The organism is Streptomyces sp. NBC_00425, assembly GCF_036030735.1.
In the GTDB taxonomy this organism is placed as follows: Bacteria; Actinomycetota; Actinomycetes; order Streptomycetales; family Streptomycetaceae; genus Streptomyces.
In genome coordinates, this window is record NZ_CP107928.1 from 9,111,910 (window position 1) to 9,133,126 (window position 21,217).

Here is a 21,217-nt window from a genome sequence, read left to right on the forward strand (position 1 = left end):
GGACCGGGACGGGTTCTGCTCAGCCGGGGAAACGTCCCGTCGAGCGCAGTTGCCAGCGCCTCTCCGCGTAGGCCAGGTCGTCACGCCACAGTCGTCCGGCGGCGGCACGAACGAGCGGACGAAGCAGCGGCGACAACGCGCGCGCCACGCCGAAGCCGGGGCGGTCCGACGCTGCCACCACGGCCTCCACCACCGCGGTACGCGGCCTGCCCCGGTCGTCGCTCCCGAGCGGCGTCGCGTGCGTCTCCACCACCGAGCCCAGGCCCTCGCCCTCGGTGATGCGCATGACGACCGTGCGCGGCTCGGGAGCGGTGAACACCGCACGGACCGGCACCACCAGCCGGCCGGCGAGCTTGAACGAGACGTCGACGGTGAAGGCGTCCTGCCCCTCTCCGTCCTGCCCCTCCGCGTCGTGCGCCTGTGTGGCGTTCGCCTCCGTCGTCCCGTGCGCCTCCTTCGTCCCCCGTGCCTCCGCCGTGCTCCGCGCCTGCGTCGCGGGAGCGTCGACGACGGTCAGGTCGACGAAGGAGTAGGGGTGGAACCAGGCGCCGTGCCACGGATCCAGCCGGTTGGCCACGACGTCCTCCGGCTCACACGTGCCGACGCCCACGTAGACCGCGGACACCGCGCCCGCCAGTGCGGGCCTGGCCGGCACCACCGGCGCTTCGAGAGGAGGCTCGCCGCCCACGTCGTCCAGGCGCACCCACACCAGCACGCCGTCGTCGTGCGCGGGCAGGGGGTCCCAGCCCGCGAACGGCCCGCCGCGCAGGGCGAGTCCGTGCCAGTGGCAGACCAAGGCGCCGCACCGCACGGGGCTGTCGCGCAGCGGCGCCCCCAGGTGCGGGCAGATTCCCGGCCCGGCGACGAGCCGGCCCGAGGCGTCGCGCCAGACGACGATCTCCCGTCCGGCGATCGTGCGGGCCAGGGGTCGGTCGTCGCCGACGTCCCGGCTCGCGCCCACCACGTACCAGTTGCCCGACGGACGGGCCTGCGCACGTTTGAGCGCCCGGGCGATCACCGCCGGACGGGCCTCGCGCCAGGTCGGACGCTGTCGCTCCCAGGCGACCGGACGCCTGCGCAGCGACAGCGGAAGACGTCCGCGGCGCGGGTGACGGTCAGGGCTCACACGACCTCCTCTTGAAGGGTCTCCGCGGCGCTCCCGGACGCCGTGGGCCGTCGTCCGGCGGACGCGGACAAGGGGGGAAGCACCGTCCGGCGGCCGGGGCGGGCGGCGGCGCGGGCGGCGAGCAGACGCACCAGCCCGTCGGCGGCCACCGCGGCCCGCCGTCGCCGCGGGACCACGGCCCGGCGGTGCAACACCGTGTATCCGTCGTCGGCGACGGCGTCCAGGATGCCGCCGTACAGCACGAACGCGGTGCGGATGCAGGGACGGGACACCGGGTCGAGCATGGCGATCCCCGGCGCCGCCTCGCGGTAGACGCCGCGGGTCAGGTGCGCGAAGGCTTCCAGGGCCGCGCGGATCCGCGGGTCGCGGCGGCCGGTGCTCCGGCTCCAGTGCAGCAGCTCGCGGTCCACGCCGTGCGCGGACAGCAGGTCGGCGGGCAGGTAGACGCGCCCGCGGTCGAGGTCCTCGCCCGCGTCGCGCAGGAAGTTGCTCAGCTGGAAGGCGACCCCCAGGGCCGCGGCGTGCGGGGCCGCTTCCTCGCGGGGGACCACGGTGCCCAGGATCGGCAGCATCTGCAGCCCGATCACCGCGGCCGAGCCGTGCATGTAGGCGCGCAGGTCGGCGTAGGTCGGGTAGTCGGTGACCTCCAGGTCGCTGCGCATGGACGCCATGAAGTCGTGGAAGTGCCGGTGGTCGATGGCGTAACGCCGCGCCGTGTCGGCGAGCGCGAGGACCACCGGCTCGGTGCTGCGGCCGTCCCGGAGCCCGCGGTGCAGGCGCTCCTGGAGGCGGGTGAGGTCGGCCGCGCGGCGATGGACGGGGACGCCGGGTTCCAGTGAGTCGACGATGTCGTCGGCCCAGCGGGCGAAGCCGTAGAGAGCGTGGACGGCGGGACGGCGTTCCACGGGGAGCAGCCGGGTGGCGAGGAAGTACGTCCTGCCGTGCCGGGCGTTGAGCCGACGGCACTGTGCGTAGGCCGCGCGCAGCGCCGGTTCGGTGATGCGGGCCGCGTCCAGTTCCCGGGCGGTCATGGGCGCGCTCCTTCCTGCAGGGGCGACACGGCCGGCGCGACCGCCGTCGTGGAGGGGGTGCGCCCGCGCCGCGGTCCGGGGGGTGCGTGCCGGCCGGTGATCCGTGCCGCGGCGAGCTTGCCGGACAGCAGCACGGTGGGTACGCCGACCCCGGGTGTGGTGCCGCAGCCCGCCAGCACGGCGTTGTCGGTGCCGCGGACGAGGTTGCGCGGCCGGAAGGGGCCGGTCTGGGCGAAGGTGTGGGCGGCCGAGAACGGCGTGCCGGCCGCGTGCCCCTGGGCCGTCCAGTCGGCGGGAGTGACGAGGACCTCCTCCTCCACGGCGTCGGCGATGCCGTGGAGTCCGCGCCGTTCGAGTTCCCGCAGGACGCTGTCGCGGTACCGCGGCGCGAGGTCGCTCCAGGCGGCGGCGTCCGGCCCGATGTCGGTGTTCGGGCAGGGGGCCAGGATGTAGTGGAGGTGGCGGCCGGGCGGGGCGAGCGTCGGGTCGGTGGCGGTGGGACGGGTGATGAGCAGCGACGGGTCGCTCATCAGGCGCCCCTCGCGGGTGAGTTCGTCGAAGGTTCGGTGCCACCGCGCTCCGAACGACAGGGTGTGGTGGGCGAGTCCGGGCCAGGTGCGGTCGGTTCCGGCGTGCAGGACGACGGCCGACGGCGCGTGCCGGATGCCCAGGGGGCGGTGCGGTGTGCGGCCGAGGAGCGCGTAGGAGACGGGCAGATCCGGGGTCAGGACGACGGCGTCGCAGGCGATGCGGTCCTGGCCGGTGACGACGGCGGTGACCCGGCCGGCGGAGCGTTCCAGCCGGGCGACGTCCTGGCCGAACCGCAGATCGGCGCCGGCCTTCGCGGCGGCGTCCGCCATGGCCCGCGGCAGGGCGTGCATGCCTCCGCGGGGGAAGTACACGCCGGCGACGGTGTCCATGTAGGCGATGACGGCGTACGCGGCCAGGGCCCGCGCCGGCGTGACTCCGGCGTACAGCGCCTGGAAGGAGAAGACGCGGCGCAGCCGTTCGTCGCGCAGATGACGGCCGATCCTCGCGTCCAGCCGTCCGAATCCGCCGAGGGCGGCGAGCCGGGCCAGGTCCGGGGTCAGCAACTGGAAGGGGGAGTCGAAGTTGGCGTCGATGAAGCGCCGCATCTGCGCCCGGTACAACCGCTCCAGCCACGCGCGCAGCCGTCGGTACCCCGCGGCTTCCGCGACGCCCGCGAAGCGCTCGACCTCCGCCTCCATCGCCTGCGGATCGGTGTGCACGTCGAGGCCGCTGCCGTCGGCGAACTGCGCCCGGTAGGCGGGGTGCAGGGGAATGAGGTCGACGCGGTCGCGAAGGTTCTCGCCGACCGCCGCGAACGCCTCGTCGGCGAGGTCGGGCATGGTCAGCACGGTGGGCCCGGTGTCGATGCGGTAGCCGGCACGCTCCAGGCGTCCGGCGCGGCCTCCGGGCAGCGTGTCGCGTTCGAGCAGGGTGACCCGGCGCCCCGCGCCGAGCAGGTGCAGCGTGGCCGCGAGGCCGGAGAGCCCGGCGCCGATCACCACGACGTGATCCGTGGGTCCGGGAACGGTTCTGGTCATCGCAGGACTCCGTCGGCGCCGGCGGAGAGGAGGAGGGAGAGCGGCAGGCCGCCATCCTCCGCTCCGCACGCTCCGGATGCGGGGTGGGGTTGGGGTGCGGGTGCGGGGGTCGTGCCGGCCGAGGCGTGCAGCAGCCGTCGCAGGCGCTCTCGGCCCTGCGGCTCCAGGACGACGGAGTCCAGGTGGCGCATCCCCTGGGCGACCAGCCGGTCGATCTTCGCCTCGACGAGATCACGGGCGCCGGTGGACACCAGCACGTCACGGACCTCGGCGAGACCGCTCTCGGAGAGGTCGGCGCGGCCGAGGGAACGCCGCAGGACGGCGCCGCCGCGGCGGTCGCCCGTCGACTCGGCACGGGCCTGCGCCACCGCCACCAGGTAGGTGGGCTTGCCCGCCCGGATGTCACCGCCCGCGGGTTTGCCGGTGCGCAGAGGGTCGCCGAAGGCGTCGGCGAGGTCGTCGCGCAGCTGGAACGCGATGCCGACGCATCGGCCCGCCGAGCACAGGGCCGCGCTCCGCGCGGCGTCCGCTCCCGCCAGGGCGGCGCCGAGCGCCAGCGGGCGTTCGACCGAGTACAGCGCGCTCTTGAGGCAGGCGGCGCGGACGGCCCGGGCCAGGGACGCCGAGGAGGTCGCCTGGCCCTGGATGTCCAGGTACTGCCCGGCCACCATCTCCGTGCGCATCGTGCTCCACAGGTCGCGCACGGCGCGGACCGTCTCCCGGGGCGCCTCGACGGCCGCGACGGTGTCGTCGGCCCAGGCCAGGGCCAGGTCCCCGGCGAGGATCGCCGCGGCTTCGCCGAAGCGCCGGGCGCGGTCGGCGGGCACGGCGTCGGCGTACTGGGCGGTGACGTCCGCGTGCAGGGCGAGCCGTCCGCGGCGCAGCCGGGAGCCGTCCATGACGTCGTCGTGGACGAGGGCGCAGGTCTGGATCAGTTCGAGGGCGGCCCCGACGCGCAGGGCGGCCTCCGCCTCCCCGGCTCCGCCGCCGCAGGCGCGCAGCGCCCACCAGACGAGCTGGGAGCGCATGCGCTTGCCGCCCTCCACGGTGCACCGCGCGACGCGTTCGGCGAGGTCACGGCCGAACACCGGGTCGAGGGCGGCGGCGTGCTCCACCCGTTCGGCCAGGAGGGCGTCGAGGACGCGCCCCACGGCCGCGGGCACATCGGCTTCGACGGCTTCGACGGCTTCGACGGCTTCGACGGCTTCGACGGCGTCGGGGCGGCTCGCGTCCGGCCGGTCGTGCGGGACCGGCGGGGGCTGAGTGCGGCCGCCTGGGGAGCAGCGGCCGTCCGCAGGGCGGGGGCGGGCGCTCGGCGGGCGCTCGGTCCGAGGATCGGGTGCCTTCTCGGGCACGGGAAGATCCTTCGCCTCGGTGGGACGCATCCCGGTTCCTCTCGCCACGGTCGCTTCGGGTCTGACGTAATGCCTTCCGCAGCCGAGGCCGCCACGGATGCGCCATCGGGGGAGAACGTGCGGTCGGTTCTCGCCCGAAAGGGCGATCGAGCGACGACTCCGCACCCGGAGCGGGCTCCAAACCGATGCACAGACGACGCGAGTTGTCGCGCCTCGCGCGCGCTTCGCATGGTGAGGGAGCCGCGACCGCCGTCCGCGACCGACGCGTCGGCAGGGGAGCCCCCGCACGGGAACCTCCCCGGCGCATCCGCCCGAGACGGCATGGTCACCGCCCGCACGAGGAGCAGCGTCATGACTGCACGCCCAGTCACCGAGCAGACCGCCGGCAGTGCCCCGCTGCGGGCCCCGACGGAGGACTCCCTGGCCGACGAGGAACTCGCGGCGGGCTTCGTCGCCGGTGACGAGGCGTGTCTGGCCGCCGTCTACCACCGGTGGGGTGCACTGGTGCACACGCTCGCGCTGCGCTCCCTCGCGGACGCCCGGGAAGCGGAGGACGTCACCCAGACGGTGTTCCTGGCCGCCTGGCGGGGACGTGCCGGGTTCGCTCCGGAGCGGGGTGCGCTGGGGGCGTGGCTCGTCGGGATCACCCGCCGCAAGATCGCCGACGCCCTGTCGGCCCGCACACGACGCGCCGAGCTGGTGGCGGCGGCCGGGGCACGCATGTCGGTCGGGTCCGTGGACCACGACGCACAGCCCGAGGCCGTGCTCGACCGGGTCCTCGTCGGCAGCGAGCTCGCCAGACTGCCAGCCGCCCAGCGACGTGTGCTCACGCTCGCCTTCTACGACGACCTGACGCAGCCGCAGATCGCCGCACTCACCGGCTGGCCCCTGGGCACGGTCAAGAGCCACGCCAGGCGCGGTCTGCACCGGCTCGGCCGCTGCCTCCAGGAGGGCGGCGCCCACGACCGCGCCGGGTGATCCGACGCACAAGCGACGCGACTGTCCGGGCGGCCTCCGCACTACCTGCGGGTCACCCTCACGACCGGTCGGCCCGGCCGGCCACCGCGCCGAGCAGGTATCCGCGATGCATCCGCCGTCCCCCGTCCCCCGGTAGAGGTGACGAGGCGACCGGAGCGCGGCCGCAGGAAGGAGGCGCCGGCGTGGCCGAGTGGCGGGCGCTGCCCCACATTCCCTCCGCCGAACTGGCCGCTCACGCCCTGGACGGCGAGCGTGCCGCCTGGGGCGCCGGCGCCGCACGGCACCTGAGCCTGTGTCACATCTGCCGCGAACGGCTCACCGCCTACGAACGCGCTGCCGCCGCCGGACGCCTCCACCGTCCGGGCGAGACGCTGCACCCGCCCCCCGCCCGGGTGTGGGCGACCGTGCGGGCCCACCTGGACGCCGACCGCCGACGGCCGGGCCCGCCGCTGCGGCCGCCTCCACCCCTGCTCCCGCCGTCGCGTGTCCGCTCCCTCCGGCGCGTCTGCCGACAGGTGTGGCAGTGCTCCTTCGACGCGACGAAGGCCGCGCTCCTGCGCCTCACCCGACTCCCGCCGGGCCGGCGGCGCAAGCCGAGCCCCTGAGCCGCCCTCCACCGCGCCCCGCCCCGGGCCGCCCCCTCCGCCGTACTGCCCCCCGCCCCCGCGTCCCGTCCCCCTTCGGATCGGGCAGGTGGGACCCACACGGCCGACAACCCGGCGGAGCCTGCATCCGCCGAGGCCTCCCCGGGTGAATGCTTCTGACAGATCACCGGCCGTGGACGCGCCGCCGGTGGGGAGCGCCGGACGGAGGGAGCGGCTCGTGCTGCACGCAGAGGTGGCCATCCTGGGCGCGGGAGCAGCCGGACTCTCCCTCGCCCACCGCCTCTCGCACCCCGCCCGGCAAGGCCGGCGGGTGTCCACGGTGCTGCTGGACCCCCCGCCGGGCCCCCTCCGGCCACCGCGGCGCACCTGGTGCTACTGGGAAGCGGGGGACGGGCGCTACGACGACGCCGTGACCGCCGAATGGCGGCGGTTGCGCGTACACGACCCCGCCGGCCGGTCGTCCGAGGACGACATCGCCCCGCTCCGCTACAAGATGCTGCGCTCCGACGACTTCGAACGCCACGTCGGCCACGCCCTGGCCCACAGCGACGACGTGCGACGGCTGGAGGCGGCCGTCGAGACGGTGCGCGGCGACGCCGGCGGCGCCGAGATCCTCGCGCGCACCGACGACGGCCGCCCCGTCACCGTGCACGCCCGCTGGGTGTTCGACTCCCGGCCGCTCGCCCGCCTCCCGGCGGCCCGCACCACCCTGCTGCAGCACTTCCGCGGCTGGTTCGTGCGCACCGACCGCCCGGCGTTCGACCCCGGCACGGCGCTGCTCATGGACTTCCGGGTGCCGCAGCCCCCGCAGGGACTCGCCTTCGGCTACCTGCTGCCCACCGACCGCCACCGGGCACTCGTGGAGTACACCGAGTTCTCCCGCGCCGTCCTCCCACGACACGCCTACGAGGAGGCGCTGCGCCGCTACACCGGCGACGTGCTGCGCCTCGGCCGCTTCGAGGTCACCGCGACCGAGACCGGCGTCATCCCCATGACCGACGCCCGCTTCCCCCGCCGGACGGCGCCGTCGGTCTTCCGCATCGGCGCGGCGGGCGGCGCCACCCGGCCGTCCACGGGGTACACGTTCTCCGCCGTCCAGCGCCAGACGCGGGCCGTCGCCGAAGCCCTGCGCGCGGGCCGCGACCCGCTGCCCCCGCCCGCCCACTCGGCCCGCTCGCGTGCCATGGACGCGGTGATGCTGCGGGCCCTGGACAGCGGCCGCGTCGACGGCGCCGCGTTCTTCGCCCGGCTCTTCGCCCAGGTGCCGATGCGACGGCTGCTGCGCTTCCTCGACGGCGAGACCCGTCTGCACGAGGACCTCTCCGTCGGCATCCGCACCCCCGTCCTGCCGATGCTCCGCAGCGCGGCCGAGCTCCCCTGGCTTCCCCGCAGGCCCCGTCACGGACCGTGACCCCCGGGCTCGCAAGCAGTTCCGCGCACCCCTACCGAGGAGACCGTATGACCCTGCTGCGCGACGAGGACCTGGCCGCCGCGTTCGACCACGCTTCCCGCAGCTACGACGCCCTGGTCGCCGCCAACCCCGGCTACCACGGGCACCTGCGCCGCTCGGCACGCCGTCTCGGCCTGCCCGACGGCGGCGCCGGCCTTCGCGTACTGGACCTCGGCTGCGGCACGGGCGCCTCGACGGCCGCCCTGGCCGCCGTCCTGCCCGACGCCGAGATCACCGCCGTGGACGCGTCGGCCGGCATGCTGGAGCGCGCCGCCGGGAAACCGTGGCGGAGCGGGGTGACGTTCGTGCGGGCCCCCGCAGAGCGCCTGGCCGAGGCAGGCGTGCACGGCCCCTTCGACGCGGTCTTCGCCGCCTATCTCTTCCGCAACGTCACCGACCCCGACGCCGTGCTCTCGTCGGTGCACGACGTGCTCGCGCCAGGGGGCCGGCTCGCGGTCCACGAGTACACGCTGAGCGGCCGGACCGTTCACCGCGCGGTGTGGACGGGCGTGTGCCGCGGCCTCGTCCTGCCCGTCGCCACCGTGCTCGGCGACGGCGGCCTCTACCGCCATCTGTGGCGCAGTGTCGTGGAGTTCGACACCGCGGACCGCTTCGCCGCCCGGGTCGGCGCGGCGGGCCTGCGCGACGTGCGGGTACTGCCCCTGCCGGGCTGGCAGACCGGCGTCACCCACACCGTCGTCGCCCGCCGCCCCCACCTCGCCGCGGAGAACGCCCGATGACCCGCTCCCCGCGGCCGACCGCGCCCCGACGCGGCAGGGACCGCCGCGCCCGCACCCTGCTCCCCGCGCCGGGCGCGCCCCGCCTGACCGGCGACCGTCGTCCGACGGCCGCGGTCGTGGGCGGCGGCATCGCCGGACTGGCCGCGGCGACGGCCCTGGCCGAACGGGGAGTGCGCGTCACGCTCTACGAACGCGAGGACGCCCTGGGAGGACGCCTCGCCGGCCGGCCCACCGTCCTCGCCGACGGCAGCGAAGTCACCATGAGCCGGGGCTTCCACGCCTTCTTCCGGCAGTACTACAACCTGCGCGGACTGCTGCGCCGCACCGATCCGGGGCTGCGACGTCTGCGCGGGCTGCCCGACTACCCCCTGCGGCACGGCGACGGCATGCACGACAGCTTCCGGCACGTCCCGCGCACCCCGCCCTGGAGCGCTCTCGGATTCGTGGCCCTCAGCCCGACCTTCGGACTGCGCGATCTGGCCCGCATGAACCCCGTCGCGGCACTGCCCCTCCTGGACGTGCGCGTCCCCGAGGTCTACGCGCGGCTCGACGACGTCAGCGCCCACGACTTCCTCCGGTCGATCGGCTTCCCCGAGGCCGCCCACCACCTCGCGTTCGAGGTCTTCTCCCGGAGCTTCTTCGCCGACCCTCGCCATCTCTCGGCGGCGGAGATGGTGCTGATGTTCCACATCTACTTCCTCGGCTCGTCGGAGGGGCTGCTGTTCGACGTGCCGGACGAGCCCTTCCCCGCGGCTCTCTGGGATCCTCTCGCCGGCTATCTGCGCGGCCACGGAGTCGACCTGCGCACCGGCACCCCCGTCGAGGCGGTCGAAGCGACCCCGGACGGAGGCTTCCTCGTCGCCGCCGACGCCGCGCAGCGGCGCTACGACGCCACCGTGCTGGCCCTGGACGCGGCGGGCCTGCGGTCCCTCGTCGCCCGTTCCCCACAGCTGGCGGACGCCGCCTGGCGTGAGCGGACGACCAGGCTGCGCACCGCGCCGCCCTTCCTCGTCTCACGCCTGTGGCTGGACCGCCCGGTCGCCGCCGACCGCCCGGGATTCCTCGGGACCAGCGGCTACGGGAGCCTCGACAACGTCAGCGTGCTGGAACGCTGGGAGGGCGAGGCCGCGCGCTGGTCCTCCCGCACCGGTGGCTCGGTCGTCGAACTGCACGCCTACGCGCTGCCCGACCGCCCGGCCCATGACGTGGAGCAGAAGCGGCTGGTGGAGCAACTGCACCGGGTGTATCCGGAGACGCGAGCGGCGAGGGTGGTCGACGAACGGCACGAGTGGCGGTCCGACTGCCCCCTCTTCCCGGTCGGCGGCTACGAGGACCGGCCCACCGTGCGCACCTGCGACCCGGGCCTGGTGGTGGCCGGCGACCTCGTGCGCACGGAACTGCCGGTGGCGCTCATGGAACGCGCCGCCACGAGCGGCTTCCTCGCCGCCAACGCGCTGCTGGAACGCTGGGGCGTCAGCGGCCAGACCCTGTGGACCGTGCCGGACCGGGGCCGCGGCGCGCTGCTGCGCCGACTCGCCCGACTTGGCTGAGGCCGGGATCGTGACGGGCGCCGTCTACGGTGACCCGCACGGTCGGCGTCGTATCGACCGCTCCGAAGGGGAGGTGACGGGCCCGGCACCGAGGCGGGACGTCAGTCGCCTTCCCGCGGCTTCGGTGAGGTCGCGCCCTGCGGACCGGCCCGGAGCATGGCACGGTACAGGGCGTCGTGTTCGGGGGAGGCCGGCAGGGGACCGCGGGCCGGGGCTTCGAGGGACTGGACGAACAGGGCGACGACGCGTCGCCAGGCGTCGGGCGCGGCCTCCCCGGTGGCGTTGACGACGCCGGCGTTCGCCATGTGGATCAGGACCAGGTCCGAGGGGTCGAAGTCCTCGCGGAGGCGGCCTGTCGCCTTGGCGCGGTCGATGAGCCGCACCATCGCCTCGTACGCCTCGCCGCGGCGCTTCTCCATCTCCTTGGCGGAGGGGAAGGTCGTCGTCAGCACGTCGGCGAACCCGTGGTCGGCGGCCTGCATCGCGCACGCGGCCTCGAGGTGGCCGACGCAGCCGCGCCAGGGGTCGGGGTCGTCGAGGGCGACCGCCACCGCGTCGGCATGGGCGTCCACGCGGTCGGAGAAGACGGCGGCGACCAGGTCTTCCTTCGCCGGGAAGTGACGCAGGATGGTGGCGATGCCGACCCCCGCCTCGCGGGCGACCGAGGCCATCGAGGCGTTCAGGCCGTCGCGGCCGAGCACGGTGCGCCCGGCCGCGATGAGCCTCGCCCGGTTGCGCTCGGCGTCACTGCGCCGAGGCGGGGCGGCGGGCTCCTTGAGGGGGCGGGCGCCAGGGGTCATGAGCCGAGTCCGGCCAGCGGAGCGGGCTGTCCATTCGGCGTCGAGCCCCGGCCCGGGGCGGTTCGTCGAGGGCCGGCTCAACGCCGGGTGTAGACGAATCCGATCTTGTCGACCGCGTCGCCGGACCGTCCGTGGAACCCGGCGATCTGCCAGCCGGTGGGCGCGGTGCGGGTGACGCACGTGGAGGTCGTGGTCCCGCCGGCCAGCGTGCGGCCGAGGTTGGTGGTGAACCTGGCGTAGAAGATCCGGGTGTGGCCGTCCTTCTGGGCCTGGCACAGGTAGGCGGTGGTGAGGTACTCGTCGCCGCCCAGCGTCAGGGAGGCGGCGGTGCCGCCGCTGCCGCCGTGGGTGAGGGTGGTGCCGCCCGCGAGCGTGAGGCTCACCTGGTCGACGCGGGCGCCGGTGCGCAGGGCGACGGTGGTGGCGCGGGCCCCGGCCGGGACCCGGGTGATGTCGTTGTAGTAGTCGCCGTGCGGTCCGCCGAACTGGTCGCTGAGCTGGTAGGCGGGGTTGCGCGACCAGGAGAAGCCGACGCCGATGGGGTCGTGGTCGGAGAGCATGCGCCCGTCGGCGGTGAGGAACCTCGCGTGCTCGTTGTTGTAGGAGGTGGCGTTGAGCGTGACCAGTGCGCTGCCGCGGTAGAGGACCTTGTCGACGACCTCGCAGGTGTTGGGCACGGTGGGGCCGGTCTGGTCGCAGACCAAGGCGTCGCTGCCCTTGGCGGGCGGGGTGCCGCCACGGACCAACTTGACCCAGGCGTCGGTGAGTCCGCCCGCGGCGGCGAACTCGGCGATGGTGTCGCCGGAGCGGGTGTAGCGGGTGTTGGTGTCGCCCATGACGACGACGGCGTTGCCGGCGGAGTGGGTGGCGATGAACGCGGTGAGCTGGGCGAGGTTGGCGGCGCGCGCGGCGAGGTCGTCGTCGTTGGTGCCGGCGTTGGCGTGCAGGTTGTAGAAGTCGACGTAGACGCCCTCGGCGAGCCGTTCGCGGATGAACGTGAAGCCCTTGGGGGTCAGGCAGTCACCCGATCCGTAGGTGCAGGTGTTCCAGCGCACCCGCTCGAAGTCGTCCTCGTCGTAGGGGAGTTTCGAGAGGGTGTTGAGGCCGCTGCCGATGGCGGCGCCGCCGCTGGTGGGGGTGCGGTAGGCGTGCGCGGTGTCGGCGGCGTAGAGGTAGGCGTGGTAGTTGAAGTCCTCCTGCGCGTGGACGATGTCGTACGGCGCGATCCGTTGGCCGATGGCCGTGGTGCTGGTGTCGCGCGGTGTGGAGGCGCTGGAGATGATCGCGGGCAGGCCCGCCACGTTGTAGGACAGGACGCTGAAGGCGCCCGAGTCGGCGGCCGCCGCCGAAGGCGCGGCCGCGGTGAGCGCGCCGATGGCGGCGGCCGCGGCCGTCAGGCAGGCGAGAAGTCTGCGCATGGGGGAGTGCCTCCTGGGGAGGGAAAGCGGTTGTGATGACAACACGCCAGAAGTTACCGCCGGTTACCCCAGGTCTGTCGAGAGTGCGGACGTTGTTTCTCGGGTGACCTCTTCCGTCGGCTCAGGCGCCCACGGTTCCGTCGACGCCTTCGCGCAGGAAGTCCGCATGTCCGTTGTGACGGCCGTACTCCAGGAGCACGTGCACCATCACCATCCGCAGCGACACATCCTCCTCCCACCTCGGCTGGTAGCCGGCCTGATCCAGGGACTCGGCGGCCCGCTCGACCCGGCGCGAGTTCTCCACCTCCGCCTGCCAGGCGCCGAACGCCTCTTCTCTGGTCGACGCGCTCGCGTCGTAGGCGGCCTGGAAGTCGATCTTGTCCGACCAGACCATGGGGGCGTCGTTGTCCTCGAACACCCGCCGGAACCAGGCGCGTTCGACCTCCGCCATGTGCCGCACCAGGCCGAGGAGGGAGAGTGTGGACGGAGGCATCGACTGCTGCCGCAGCTCCTCGTCGGTCAGACCCTCGCACTTCATGGCGAGCGTTGCGCGGTGGTAGTCGAGGAAGGCCCGCAGCATGTCTCGTTCGGTGCCGAAGCTGGGTGGGCCGGTGCGATCGTCGCGGGTCACTTGCCGTTGCTCCTCGTTCCGCCGGTCAGGGAGCGTCAGTATCCATCAGGTGCAGGGCCCGTGGGGTGTGATCGGCGGGCGCGACCACGGCCCGGGTCCGGAGGCGCCCGTCCCGCACCGAAACGGCCGGGGGCCTGGTCGCCGCCGATGGCGCGTCCGGGTCCACGGTGGTCCGGGTCCACGGAAGTCCGGTTCCACGGAGGTCCGGGTCCATGGGGTCCGGTTCCGACTGTGCGACGGCAGTCTTCCGGATGTGGCCTGGTCAGAAGACCGAGTGACGATGATCGAGAAAATCTATGCTGGCGACGGTAGACATGGATCGGTTGCTGGGTTACTGTTTCTCTCGTACTCAAGAAGTCGAGAGGGTGCGGCAGACACGAACTGCCGCACATGCGGTCCAAGAAGGACGCGGCCCACCGGGTCGCGAGCAGTACCCGCGGTATCCAGCAGTGAGCAGTGCAACCGTGTAGCCGAAAGTAAGGAGCAGACGCCATCGGATCGCCCGGGCGCGGAGGAAGTCCGCCCGGGTACCGCAGACCCCGGATTGGAAGGTGGTCCCCGGTCACGCAGCAGCGATCCCCGCAGCCCCGCCCCTCCGGGCGGACTCTGCGGAACAAGGTGCCGGAGCAGTCGGCCGGCAGATGGTGTTGACAGCTCGGGGCCCGGGTGCCGGTACGGCACCCGGGCCCCCCGACGCGTCCCCCGGAAGAAGAGGTCTATGCCCCCACGCAGTACCCGCCCGGTCGCCCCTCTGGACGACGACGACTACCCCGCCTACACCATGGGCCGGGCCGCCGAGATGCTCGGCGCCACCCCCGCCTTCCTCCGCGCCCTCGGCGAACACCGTCTGATCACCCCTTTGCGCTCCGAAGGCGGTCACCGCCGCTACTCCCGCTACCAACTGCGCGTCGCTGCGCGTGCCCGCGAACTCGTCGACCAGGGCACCCCTGTCGAGGCCGCCTGCCGCATCGTCATCCTGGAAGACCAACTCGAGGAAGCGCAGCGCATGAACGAGGAACTGCGCAACCAGCACGGGGCGCCACAGCAGAAGTCCACCGCCTGACCAGGGCGCGCCCGCGGCCGGCGTCGGTGTCACAGCAGGACCGCGCCCACTCGAGGGGTCCTGGAACGTGCCGGTCCGCCGGGCTCGGTGAGGGCCGCGGCGACGGGCGGCCGAGGTTCGTGGCGACGGGCGGCCGACGGCACGCTCACGCCGGCCGGGGCCGGCGCGGTGGCGTCATGACCCAGCGGATGGTGCGGGTCAGGATCTGTCCGGCGGGCTGTACGGCGAACTGCTCGACGACCGGGACGCGGGGCAGCCACAGCATGCCGCGGGCCCAGTCCGGCAGCAGCGCGACGGCGTTCGCGGCCAGTCCCCCGTAGAGCGGTCGGACCGCGAGGGGCAGGGGAGGCTGGAACAGCAGGAAACGGGCGGCGGCCCTGGCCTCGGGCGTCGCCGTGAGCTCCGGCCGGTAGGCGGCCAGGCGTTCGGACAGCGCCCGGCGGTCGCGTGGCGGGTCGCTCACACCGAGGGCTTCGGCGACGCGCGCGGTGTTGGCGACGTACGCGTCATAGCCGGCCGCGTCCAGCGGATCGGCGCCGTAGCGTTCGTGCGCGCGCAGGAAACTGTCCGTCTCGGCGGCGTGCACCCAGCCGAGCAGATGCGGATCGGCCGCGTGGTACGGCACGCCGTCGGACGTCGTCCCGTGGATGCGCTGGTGGATGCCGCGGACGTGGTCCACCGCCCGCTGGGCGTCCGAGGCGGTGCCGTAGGTCGTCACGGCGAGGAAGGTGCTGGTGCGCTGGAGCCGGCCCCACGGGTCGCCGCGGTAGCCGGAGTGCCCGGCCACCGCGGCCATGGCGAGGGGATGCAGGGACTGAAGCAGCAGTGCGCTCAGCCCGCCGATGAACATGGAGGCGTCGCCGTGGACGATGCGGATCGGGCGCTCAGGGGCGAACCAGCGAGGTCCGGGGGTGTCGTGGATGAGGGCGCGGGTCGTGGGCCCGTCGGGGCCGGCGACGCGGCGGAACAGGGCCTGCCCGAGGTGTTCACGGACGGTGGTCAGCACGGTCGGCCTCCCCTCTCCTGCCGTCCAGTGTCCGCGACGCCCGCCCGAACGCGGAAACAGCGGGAGACCGCACCGAACGGTGCGCGCCGACGACGGTGCGTGAGCGACGAACGGGCGCACTCCGTGCACCACCGAGAATCTGGTGCGAGGCGAGGCGAGGCGATCGATCCGTGGCGGACGACTACCGGTCCGCGCCCGGGATCCGCGGGCGTATCGTCTCGACCTTCGGGTCCGAGGCCTTGAGGTAGTCGGTGAGCTTCGTCGGCTGGTAGGCCGGGTCGGCGTCATGGCGTCGCAGGACGGTGTCGGAGACGAATTCGAGGCCGCCGACGGCCTCGCCGATGGGCCGCGGGACCGGGGGGACCCACCGGTACAACCCGGTCCGCGAGTCGTGCAGAGTGCCCATCACGTCGGGCTCGACCGTGATGTCCGTGGAGTCGTCGGACGGTGCCGCGCCCGGCTGGGGCCACTTGAACGCCGTGTCCTCGAACTTCAGGCCGCAGCGGGTCGCCTCCCCCACCATCCAGAGCAGGGGGATGTCGGACAGAGCCGGCTCCGCGTAGCCGCCGCCGATGTCGCAGTGCACCCCCGTGAACCACACCTGCTTGAGTTCCTGGGGGTTGCCGCCGCGCCGACGCAGTGCTTCCTCGTTGTCCCTGTCGGTCCGTTGGCTCCACAACGTGGGCGGGAAAGGCGAGCGCTGCTCGTCGACGGCCAGCGCATGGAACGCACCCTGCACCCAACTGCTCAACGTGGTGTCGTGGAACGCCCAGCGGCGGTTGAAGTGGTTCACGCCGGCCGCGAGCCGGGGCGACGCCGGCATCGGGATGCCCAGAGCTCCGACGGTGTCCCACACCCCGATGAACCGGATGCCCGTCTCGTGCGCGTAGGAACGCCGGAACAACGTGGACGCCGTACCCGTCGGCTTCTCCGTTCGGTTGCGGTAGAGGGTCCAGGCCTCGCCGACCCGATCCCTGTACTCCCGGCGCAGGATGCCGGAGTTGCGCACCAGACCGGCCAGGCTGCGGGCGGTGAACGCGCCCCGGCTGAACCCGAAGAGGTACAGCTGGTCCTCGGGCTCGTAGTTGTCGACCAGGAATCGGTAGGCGTCGACGATGTTGCGGGACAGTCCCACGCCGAACGCGCCGCCGCGCAACCGCTCCCGTCGGTTCGTGCCGACACCGCTGTGGTAGTAGACGCGTTGCGTGATGTCCCCGTCCTGTGGGCGGACGGACAGGGCGACCTTGGTGACGTTCGTCCTGCTGGGCTGGTCCGCGAAGTTCCATGTGCCGTCACAGCAGACGATCAGACGCTTGGCCATGGGGTCCCTCCTGAAAGGGGAGCGTCCGGGCCGTACCTCATGCGCGAGCATGGCCGCACCGCCCGTCGGGGCGCGAAACGTCTCGATGCCGCGGCGAGTCTCCCCGGGCGCGTACTCTCCGACGCCGCAGCAGAGATGGGGGGCCGCACACCCCGCTCATTTCATGGTGGCACCGTCGTACCGGAACGGCCACTCACCGCCGGCTGACGTCGTGCCGGGCCGAAGCGGGCCCTCCGGCTCGCGGACGTCTGAGTTCCGACTGTTGAAGACGGTGGGCGGGGGTAGTCGGATCCGGCAAGGTTCCCTCGTACGAAAGTGAAACCTGTTCCATGGCCGAGACACGAGACGTCGTAGAACTCATTCTCCAGGACCACAGAAGAATGGAAGATCTCTTTCGTCTGATGCGCAGCGTCGAAGCCGACCGGGCAGCCGCGCTGCGGGAGTTCGCCGACCTGCTGATCGCCCACGCCCTCGCCGAGGAGGCGAAGGTGTACCCCGCCCTCAAGCGCTACAAGAAGATCGACGACGAAGAGGTGGAGCACGGCGAGGAGGAGCACGAGGAGGGCAACAAGGCGCTCCTCGAGCTCCTGGAAGTCGACGAGGTCGGCTCCGAGGAGTGGGACGAGAAGCTCGAAGAGCTCGTGCAGGCTGTCACTCACCACGCCGACGAGGAGGAGCGCACGATCCTCAACGGGGCCCGGGAGAACGCCGCCATGGAACGCCGCGAGGAACTCGGCGACGCGTTCCTGGAGGAGAGGGAGCGGCAGCTGAAGGCAGGCTGCGGCGACGTGGACAACGTGCGCCGCATCGTCCGCTCGTGACGGTGTGACAGCGGGGAAGTATTTACGCGGCCTCCCTCAGGCGCGATCATGGGCTGACGTCCGACCCGGCCCAGGCCGGTCGGACGGCCTGTGACAGCGACGGGGGAGGGCTCGCGTATGACTCAGCAGCGAACCGATGGGGCGCGACCGACCGACCCGGCCGGCGCCTATCTGGAGGCGCTCCGCGGACGGCTGGCGTCAGACGGATGCGAGGTGACCGCATCCGTCTGGCGTGACTGCCCCGTGGTGATCGGCACCCGGTCGGACCGCAAGGCGCGATGGTTCGGCACCAAGGTGGAACTGTTCGTCTTCGCCGCCGCCGCCCCCGCGGTGGACGAAGCGTCGATGGCCCAGTTCACGGGGTGGGCCATGGACTACGCGAAGAGCATCCGCAGCGGCCTGGCCGGCGCCCGCAACGCCGCGATGGTCCTGCCCGCCATGGTCAGCGGCGCCGTCCAGCCGGCCGCGCGGACCTGGGTCGCGGCGGACGCCCGGATCCTCGGGACGTCCGTGATCGGCCGGCCCCTCACGGTGGAGACCGCGGGCTCGGGGGTCAGCCGGGTCACCATGTACCGGGGCAGGGTCATGTACGGCGGGATGTTCAGCCGCCATGCCCTGGACAAGGCGGCTGTGTACTTCACCTGACGTCCCGATCCGGGCGACGATCCGGCTCGCGGACCGTCACCCGCCTCGCGGACCGTGGCCCGCGCCGCGGGTCGACTCCGGCGCGTCCAGGCGGACCGGTGCTGTGCTCACGGGGGTCATACGTGGGACAGGGCGAAGGACACGAGGAAGCCGCTCACGGTGATCAGGCCGATGGCCAGATGGGCGTCCTCGAAGGCCTCGGGGATCATCGTGTCCGCGATCATGGCGAGAATGGCCCCCGCGGCCACGGCCGTCACAGCGGCGATCACCGCGGGGGAGAAGGCTCCGACGACCGTGTAGCCGAGGACGGCCGACACCGTGCTCGCGGCGGCGATGGCTCCCCACACGCCGAAGACGTACGCGGCGCCCCGTCCGGCCTGCTTCATTCCCGCCGAACTCGACAGCCCCTCCGGTACGTTGCTGATGAACACCGCCGCCACGGTCACCAGGCTCACCGCGCCGCCGTCGAGCAGACTGACACCGATGACCGCGGACTCCGGCACCCCGTCGAGCAGCGCGCCCAACGCGAGCGCCGCCCCGGAACCGCCCTGCTCCGCCTCCGACGGCTGCGCCTTGGTCCGCTCGGCGCCCGAGCGCTTGCGGTGCCGGGCGCCCCGGCGGGCCAGCCACACGTTGCCTCCGGTGTAGGCCATGGCCCCGATGAGTGTGCCGAGGACGGTGGGAGCGAGCCCCGCCTCGTCGTAGGCCTCCCCGACCAGTTCGAAGGAGACCGCCGAGATCAGCACTCCGGCGCCGAAGGCCATCACGGTGGCGATCACCTTCTGCGGCACCCGAAGCCCGTACCCCAGCGCCGCCCCCAGCAGCAGCGCCGAGCCCGCCACGAGTCCCCACAGTCCTGCCTGCACTGCTTGCGTCATGTCATCGCGTCTACCCCACGTCGGTGTGGATCAACGAAGAACGAAGGCCCGCCCGCACGAGTGGCCGACCGGGCCCACACCCTCGGACGGGCCGTGCGACAGCCACCCTCGTCACCTGCTCGGGTACACGACGCGCCGCGACCGGCGCAATAGTCGGATAACCCCGGCGTCGGCGGGGTAGAACGGAGCCGGGTGCCTCCCGCTCACGGGCAGGCCCCGTACACGGACCAGCCGGGACCCCCGGCGAGAACTGAAGGACAAGCAGCATGGCCAGCGGCACCGTGAAGTGGTTCAACTCCGAGAAGGGCTTCGGATTCATCGCCCAGGACGGCGGCGGACCGGATGTCTTCGCCCACTACTCCAACATCTCCGGCAACGGCTACCGGGAACTGGTGGAGGGAGAGCCGGTCACGTTCGACGTGACCCAGGGCCAGAAGGGACCTCAGGCCGAGAACATCGTCCGCGGCTGACACCGCGGCACGGCCCCGCACCGCCCCGCCGTCGCCACCGTGTAGAGTGGCATCACCGACGCGGGGTGGAGCAGCTCGGTAGCTCGCTGGGCTCATAACCCAGAGGTCGCAGGTTCAAATCCTGTCCCCGCTACGAGAAGAAGGGGCCCGGCTCACCGCCGGGCCCCTTCGCCTTTGCGTCATGGGCGTCCGTGATCCGCGCGACTGCGGGAGGGGCGGCGCCGGGTACGCCGACGGCTCCCACCCCGCGAGCAGGGGGGAGCCGGTCACGCGCCAGGGGCGCGTACGTCATCGGCAGGTCATGCGTGGCGATGCGAGTGACGGTTGCCGGTGACGAGGCGGTAGAGGGCGAGCAGGATGAAGGAGCCGACGATCGCGGCGATCCAGGTGGAGAGGTCGAAGAACCCGTCGATGGAGTCGACGCCGAAGATCACCTTGCCGAGCCAGCCGCCCAGCAGTCCGCCGACGATGCCGATGAGCATGGTGACGATGATGCCGCCGGGGTCCTTGCCCGGCATCAAGGCCTTGGCTATGGCGCCGGCGAGCAGGCCGATGACAATCCACGCGATGATGCCCATGATGCGTCTCCGCTTCCTCGTATAAGGACAGTGTTAGCTTCTCGTGTGCACCGTCCGCGCCCGAACAAACGTCTCTGTGCGGATTCCTCGTGAGGGTCTTTCACTCGCCCCGTCGGCGTCCCTGGGCCGATCGGCCCAGACGCGGCGCGCCTCGTCCACACGCGTGGGTGTCCGTGCAGGATCGGTGAAGCGGCGGCCCCGGGACGGGCCGCCGCCCGGCACCGCCCATCGCGCGTAAAGAGGCCCGGCCATGAAACCGTTCGACTTCCCGCCGCTTCGGCCCCTCGCCGGCCGGGCTCCGAGACTCGACAGGGCCTGCGCCCCCGGCGTCACACCGATCGCGACGTGAGCGCCGCCGAGAGCGGGGACACGCCGCACGGCGGACGCTACGGCGAGAGCGTCTTCCGCCCCGAACAGGCCGGCGAGGACGAGCGCATCGACTTCGGCGCGCTCGCCTACGACGACATCACCATGGCGCGGCTGCGGGCGCTCGGCGTCGGCCCGGGGTGGGACTGCCTCGACGTGGGCGCCGGCACGGGCACGGTCTCCCGCCGGCTGCTGGAGGAGGCCGGGGTGGCGAGCGTGCTCGCGGTGGACCGGGACGTGCGCTTCCTCGAGGCGCGTCGCATTCCCGGACTCCGTGTGCTGGAGGCCGACGTCACCGCCCCGGTTTCCGCGCCCGGCCGGTTCCGGCTCGTCCATGCCCGGTTCGTGCTGATGCATCTGCCCGAGCACGAGCGACTGATCTGTGCGCTGGCCGAACTCGTCGCACCCGGCGGCGTGCTGGTGCTCAGTGACGCGGTCGACCTGACGAACGAGCGGACGCCCGCCACCCCGTACAGCGCGGCGATGCGGGCGATGTGGGAGGGGCTGCGGGCCACCATCGGCACCGATGTCTCCTGGGTGCCGTCCTACCCGCACCTGTTGCGCGACGCGGGGCTCGTGTCCGTCGCCGCCGAGGTCCATGTGCCGCCGCTGCTGCCGGGCGGTCCGCTCAGCAGCTTCTGGGCGGACACGTGGGAGCGGAGCAGGGCGACGATGCTGGCCACCGGCCTGGTCGACGACGCGGGCATCGACGCGGCGGTGCGGTACCTGGGCTCCGAGGAATGCGCCGCTCTGTCGGCCGGCATGCTGACCGCGTGGGGACACAGACCCGAGGCGGCCTCGCCCTGACCGTCCCGGC

The 21,217-nt window shown here is 73.2% G+C and carries 21 protein-coding genes and 1 tRNA gene; 11 read left to right on the forward strand and 11 right to left on the reverse strand.

Going from position 1 to position 21,217, the window contains the following annotated elements; translation table 11 throughout:
- Nucleotides 1–19: 19 nt before the first annotated feature.
- From OHS82_RS40230 to OHS82_RS40245, 4 genes are read right to left on the reverse strand one after another with little or no spacing between them, the layout of a single operon-like run.
- On the reverse strand, nt 20–1,126 hold the full coding sequence (locus OHS82_RS40230; protein ID WP_057577071.1) for a DUF5914 domain-containing protein: 1,107 nt from the start codon (nt 1,124–1,126) through the stop codon (nt 20–22).
- On the reverse strand, nt 1,123–2,157 hold the full coding sequence (locus OHS82_RS40235) for a phytoene/squalene synthase family protein (RefSeq protein WP_328435665.1): 1,035 nt from the start codon (nt 2,155–2,157) through the stop codon (nt 1,123–1,125). The genes OHS82_RS40230 and OHS82_RS40235 overlap by 4 nt, the downstream gene beginning before the upstream one ends.
- Nucleotides 2,154–3,725 carry a phytoene desaturase gene (locus tag OHS82_RS40240; protein WP_328435666.1) on the reverse strand — a complete coding sequence of 524 codons (1,572 nt, stop codon included), beginning with the start codon at nt 3,723–3,725 and terminating at the stop codon, nt 2,154–2,156. Before OHS82_RS40240 ends, OHS82_RS40235 begins: the two co-directional genes overlap by 4 nt.
- Nucleotides 3,722–5,110: a polyprenyl synthetase family protein gene (locus OHS82_RS40245; protein ID WP_328435667.1), complete on the reverse strand. Its 1,389-nt coding sequence runs from the start codon at nt 5,108–5,110 to the stop codon at nt 3,722–3,724. Before OHS82_RS40245 ends, OHS82_RS40240 begins: the two co-directional genes overlap by 4 nt.
- Nucleotides 5,111–5,431: 321 nt before the next feature.
- Here OHS82_RS40245 and OHS82_RS40250 point away from each other — a divergent pair, with 321 nt between their 5' ends.
- The 5 genes from OHS82_RS40250 to OHS82_RS40270 all read left to right on the forward strand — a co-directional run bounded on the left by OHS82_RS40250 (nt 5,432) and on the right by OHS82_RS40270 (nt 10,403).
- Nucleotides 5,432–6,058, forward strand: coding sequence for a sigma-70 family RNA polymerase sigma factor (locus OHS82_RS40250; RefSeq protein WP_057577077.1), 627 nt, complete (start codon nt 5,432–5,434; stop codon nt 6,056–6,058).
- Nucleotides 6,059–6,240: 182 nt separating this feature from the next.
- Nucleotides 6,241–6,663: a hypothetical protein gene (locus OHS82_RS40255; RefSeq protein ID WP_057577078.1), complete on the forward strand. Its 423-nt coding sequence runs from the start codon at nt 6,241–6,243 to the stop codon at nt 6,661–6,663.
- Nucleotides 6,664–6,880: 217 nt separating this feature from the next.
- Nucleotides 6,881–8,074 (forward strand): lycopene cyclase family protein, encoded by a 1,194-nt coding sequence (locus OHS82_RS40260; RefSeq protein WP_328435668.1) that lies wholly within the window; start codon nt 6,881–6,883, stop codon nt 8,072–8,074.
- Nucleotides 8,075–8,121: 47 nt separating this feature from the next.
- Entirely contained in the window at nt 8,122–8,853 is a 732-nt protein-coding gene (locus OHS82_RS40265) for a methyltransferase domain-containing protein (protein WP_057577080.1), read from the forward strand.
- Nucleotides 8,850–10,403, forward strand: a complete 1,554-nt coding sequence (locus OHS82_RS40270) for an FAD-dependent oxidoreductase (RefSeq protein ID WP_057577082.1) — start codon at nt 8,850–8,852, stop codon at nt 10,401–10,403. Before OHS82_RS40265 ends, OHS82_RS40270 begins: the two co-directional genes overlap by 4 nt.
- Before the next feature lie 101 nt (nt 10,404–10,504).
- On the opposite strand, the gene OHS82_RS40275 is transcribed toward OHS82_RS40270, so the two are convergent.
- The 3 genes from OHS82_RS40275 to OHS82_RS40285 form a co-directional block, all read right to left on the reverse strand.
- On the reverse strand, nt 10,505–11,203 hold the full coding sequence (locus tag OHS82_RS40275) for a TetR/AcrR family transcriptional regulator (RefSeq protein ID WP_328435669.1): 699 nt from the start codon (nt 11,201–11,203) through the stop codon (nt 10,505–10,507).
- Nucleotides 11,204–11,280: 77 nt separating this feature from the next.
- Complete coding sequence (locus OHS82_RS40280) at nt 11,281–12,621, reverse strand: jacalin-like lectin (protein WP_328435670.1); 1,341 nt, start codon at nt 12,619–12,621, stop codon at nt 11,281–11,283.
- Nucleotides 12,622–12,742: 121 nt separating this feature from the next.
- Nucleotides 12,743–13,252, reverse strand: a complete 510-nt coding sequence (locus OHS82_RS40285) for a DinB family protein (RefSeq protein WP_057577086.1) — start codon at nt 13,250–13,252, stop codon at nt 12,743–12,745.
- Between the two features lie 718 nt (nt 13,253–13,970).
- Between OHS82_RS40285 and OHS82_RS40290 the strand changes: the two genes are divergently transcribed.
- Nucleotides 13,971–14,315 (forward strand): MerR family transcriptional regulator, encoded by a 345-nt coding sequence (locus OHS82_RS40290; protein WP_328435671.1) that lies wholly within the window; start codon nt 13,971–13,973, stop codon nt 14,313–14,315.
- Nucleotides 14,316–14,460: 145 nt separating this feature from the next.
- Here the strand turns inward: OHS82_RS40290 and OHS82_RS40295 are convergent, their stop codons facing one another.
- A complete protein-coding gene (locus OHS82_RS40295; RefSeq protein ID WP_328435672.1) occupies nt 14,461–15,321 on the reverse strand; it encodes an oxygenase MpaB family protein in 861 nt (286 codons plus the stop codon).
- Between the two features lie 181 nt (nt 15,322–15,502).
- The gene (locus OHS82_RS40300; protein WP_057577090.1) at nt 15,503–16,642 is read right to left on the reverse strand and encodes a DUF2235 domain-containing protein; all 1,140 of its coding nucleotides are present in this window, start codon (nt 16,640–16,642) and stop codon (nt 15,503–15,505) included.
- Between the two features lie 329 nt (nt 16,643–16,971).
- On the opposite strand from OHS82_RS40300, the gene OHS82_RS40305 reads away from it, so the two are divergent.
- Together OHS82_RS40305 and OHS82_RS40310 are read left to right on the forward strand one after the other, a co-directional pair.
- Nucleotides 16,972–17,463, forward strand: a complete 492-nt coding sequence (locus OHS82_RS40305; protein ID WP_057577092.1) for a hemerythrin domain-containing protein — start codon at nt 16,972–16,974, stop codon at nt 17,461–17,463.
- Nucleotides 17,464–17,580: 117 nt separating this feature from the next.
- Entirely contained in the window at nt 17,581–18,108 is a 528-nt protein-coding gene (locus OHS82_RS40310) for a hypothetical protein (RefSeq protein ID WP_328435673.1), read from the forward strand.
- A 116-nt stretch (nt 18,109–18,224) separates the two neighbouring features.
- On the opposite strand, the gene OHS82_RS40315 is transcribed toward OHS82_RS40310, so the two are convergent.
- Nucleotides 18,225–18,986, reverse strand: coding sequence for a ZIP family metal transporter (locus OHS82_RS40315; protein ID WP_057577096.1), 762 nt, complete (start codon nt 18,984–18,986; stop codon nt 18,225–18,227).
- A gap of 266 nt (nt 18,987–19,252) precedes the next feature.
- Between OHS82_RS40315 and OHS82_RS40320 the strand changes: the two genes are divergently transcribed.
- Both OHS82_RS40320 and OHS82_RS40325 read left to right on the forward strand, forming a co-directional pair.
- Nucleotides 19,253–19,456, forward strand: coding sequence for a cold-shock protein (locus OHS82_RS40320; RefSeq protein ID WP_009192932.1), 204 nt, complete (start codon nt 19,253–19,255; stop codon nt 19,454–19,456).
- Nucleotides 19,457–19,515: 59 nt separating this feature from the next.
- Nucleotides 19,516–19,589: transfer RNA gene (locus OHS82_RS40325), tRNA-Met, on the forward strand.
- 166 nt (nt 19,590–19,755) lie between these two features.
- Here the strand turns inward: OHS82_RS40325 and OHS82_RS40330 are convergent.
- The gene (locus OHS82_RS40330) at nt 19,756–20,034 is read right to left on the reverse strand and encodes a GlsB/YeaQ/YmgE family stress response membrane protein (RefSeq protein WP_057577098.1); all 279 of its coding nucleotides are present in this window, start codon (nt 20,032–20,034) and stop codon (nt 19,756–19,758) included.
- Nucleotides 20,035–20,379: 345 nt separating this feature from the next.
- On the opposite strand from OHS82_RS40330, the gene OHS82_RS40335 reads away from it, so the two are divergent.
- Complete coding sequence (locus tag OHS82_RS40335; RefSeq protein WP_057577100.1) at nt 20,380–21,207, forward strand: class I SAM-dependent methyltransferase; 828 nt, start codon at nt 20,380–20,382, stop codon at nt 21,205–21,207.
- Nucleotides 21,208–21,217: the final 10 nt, after the last annotated feature.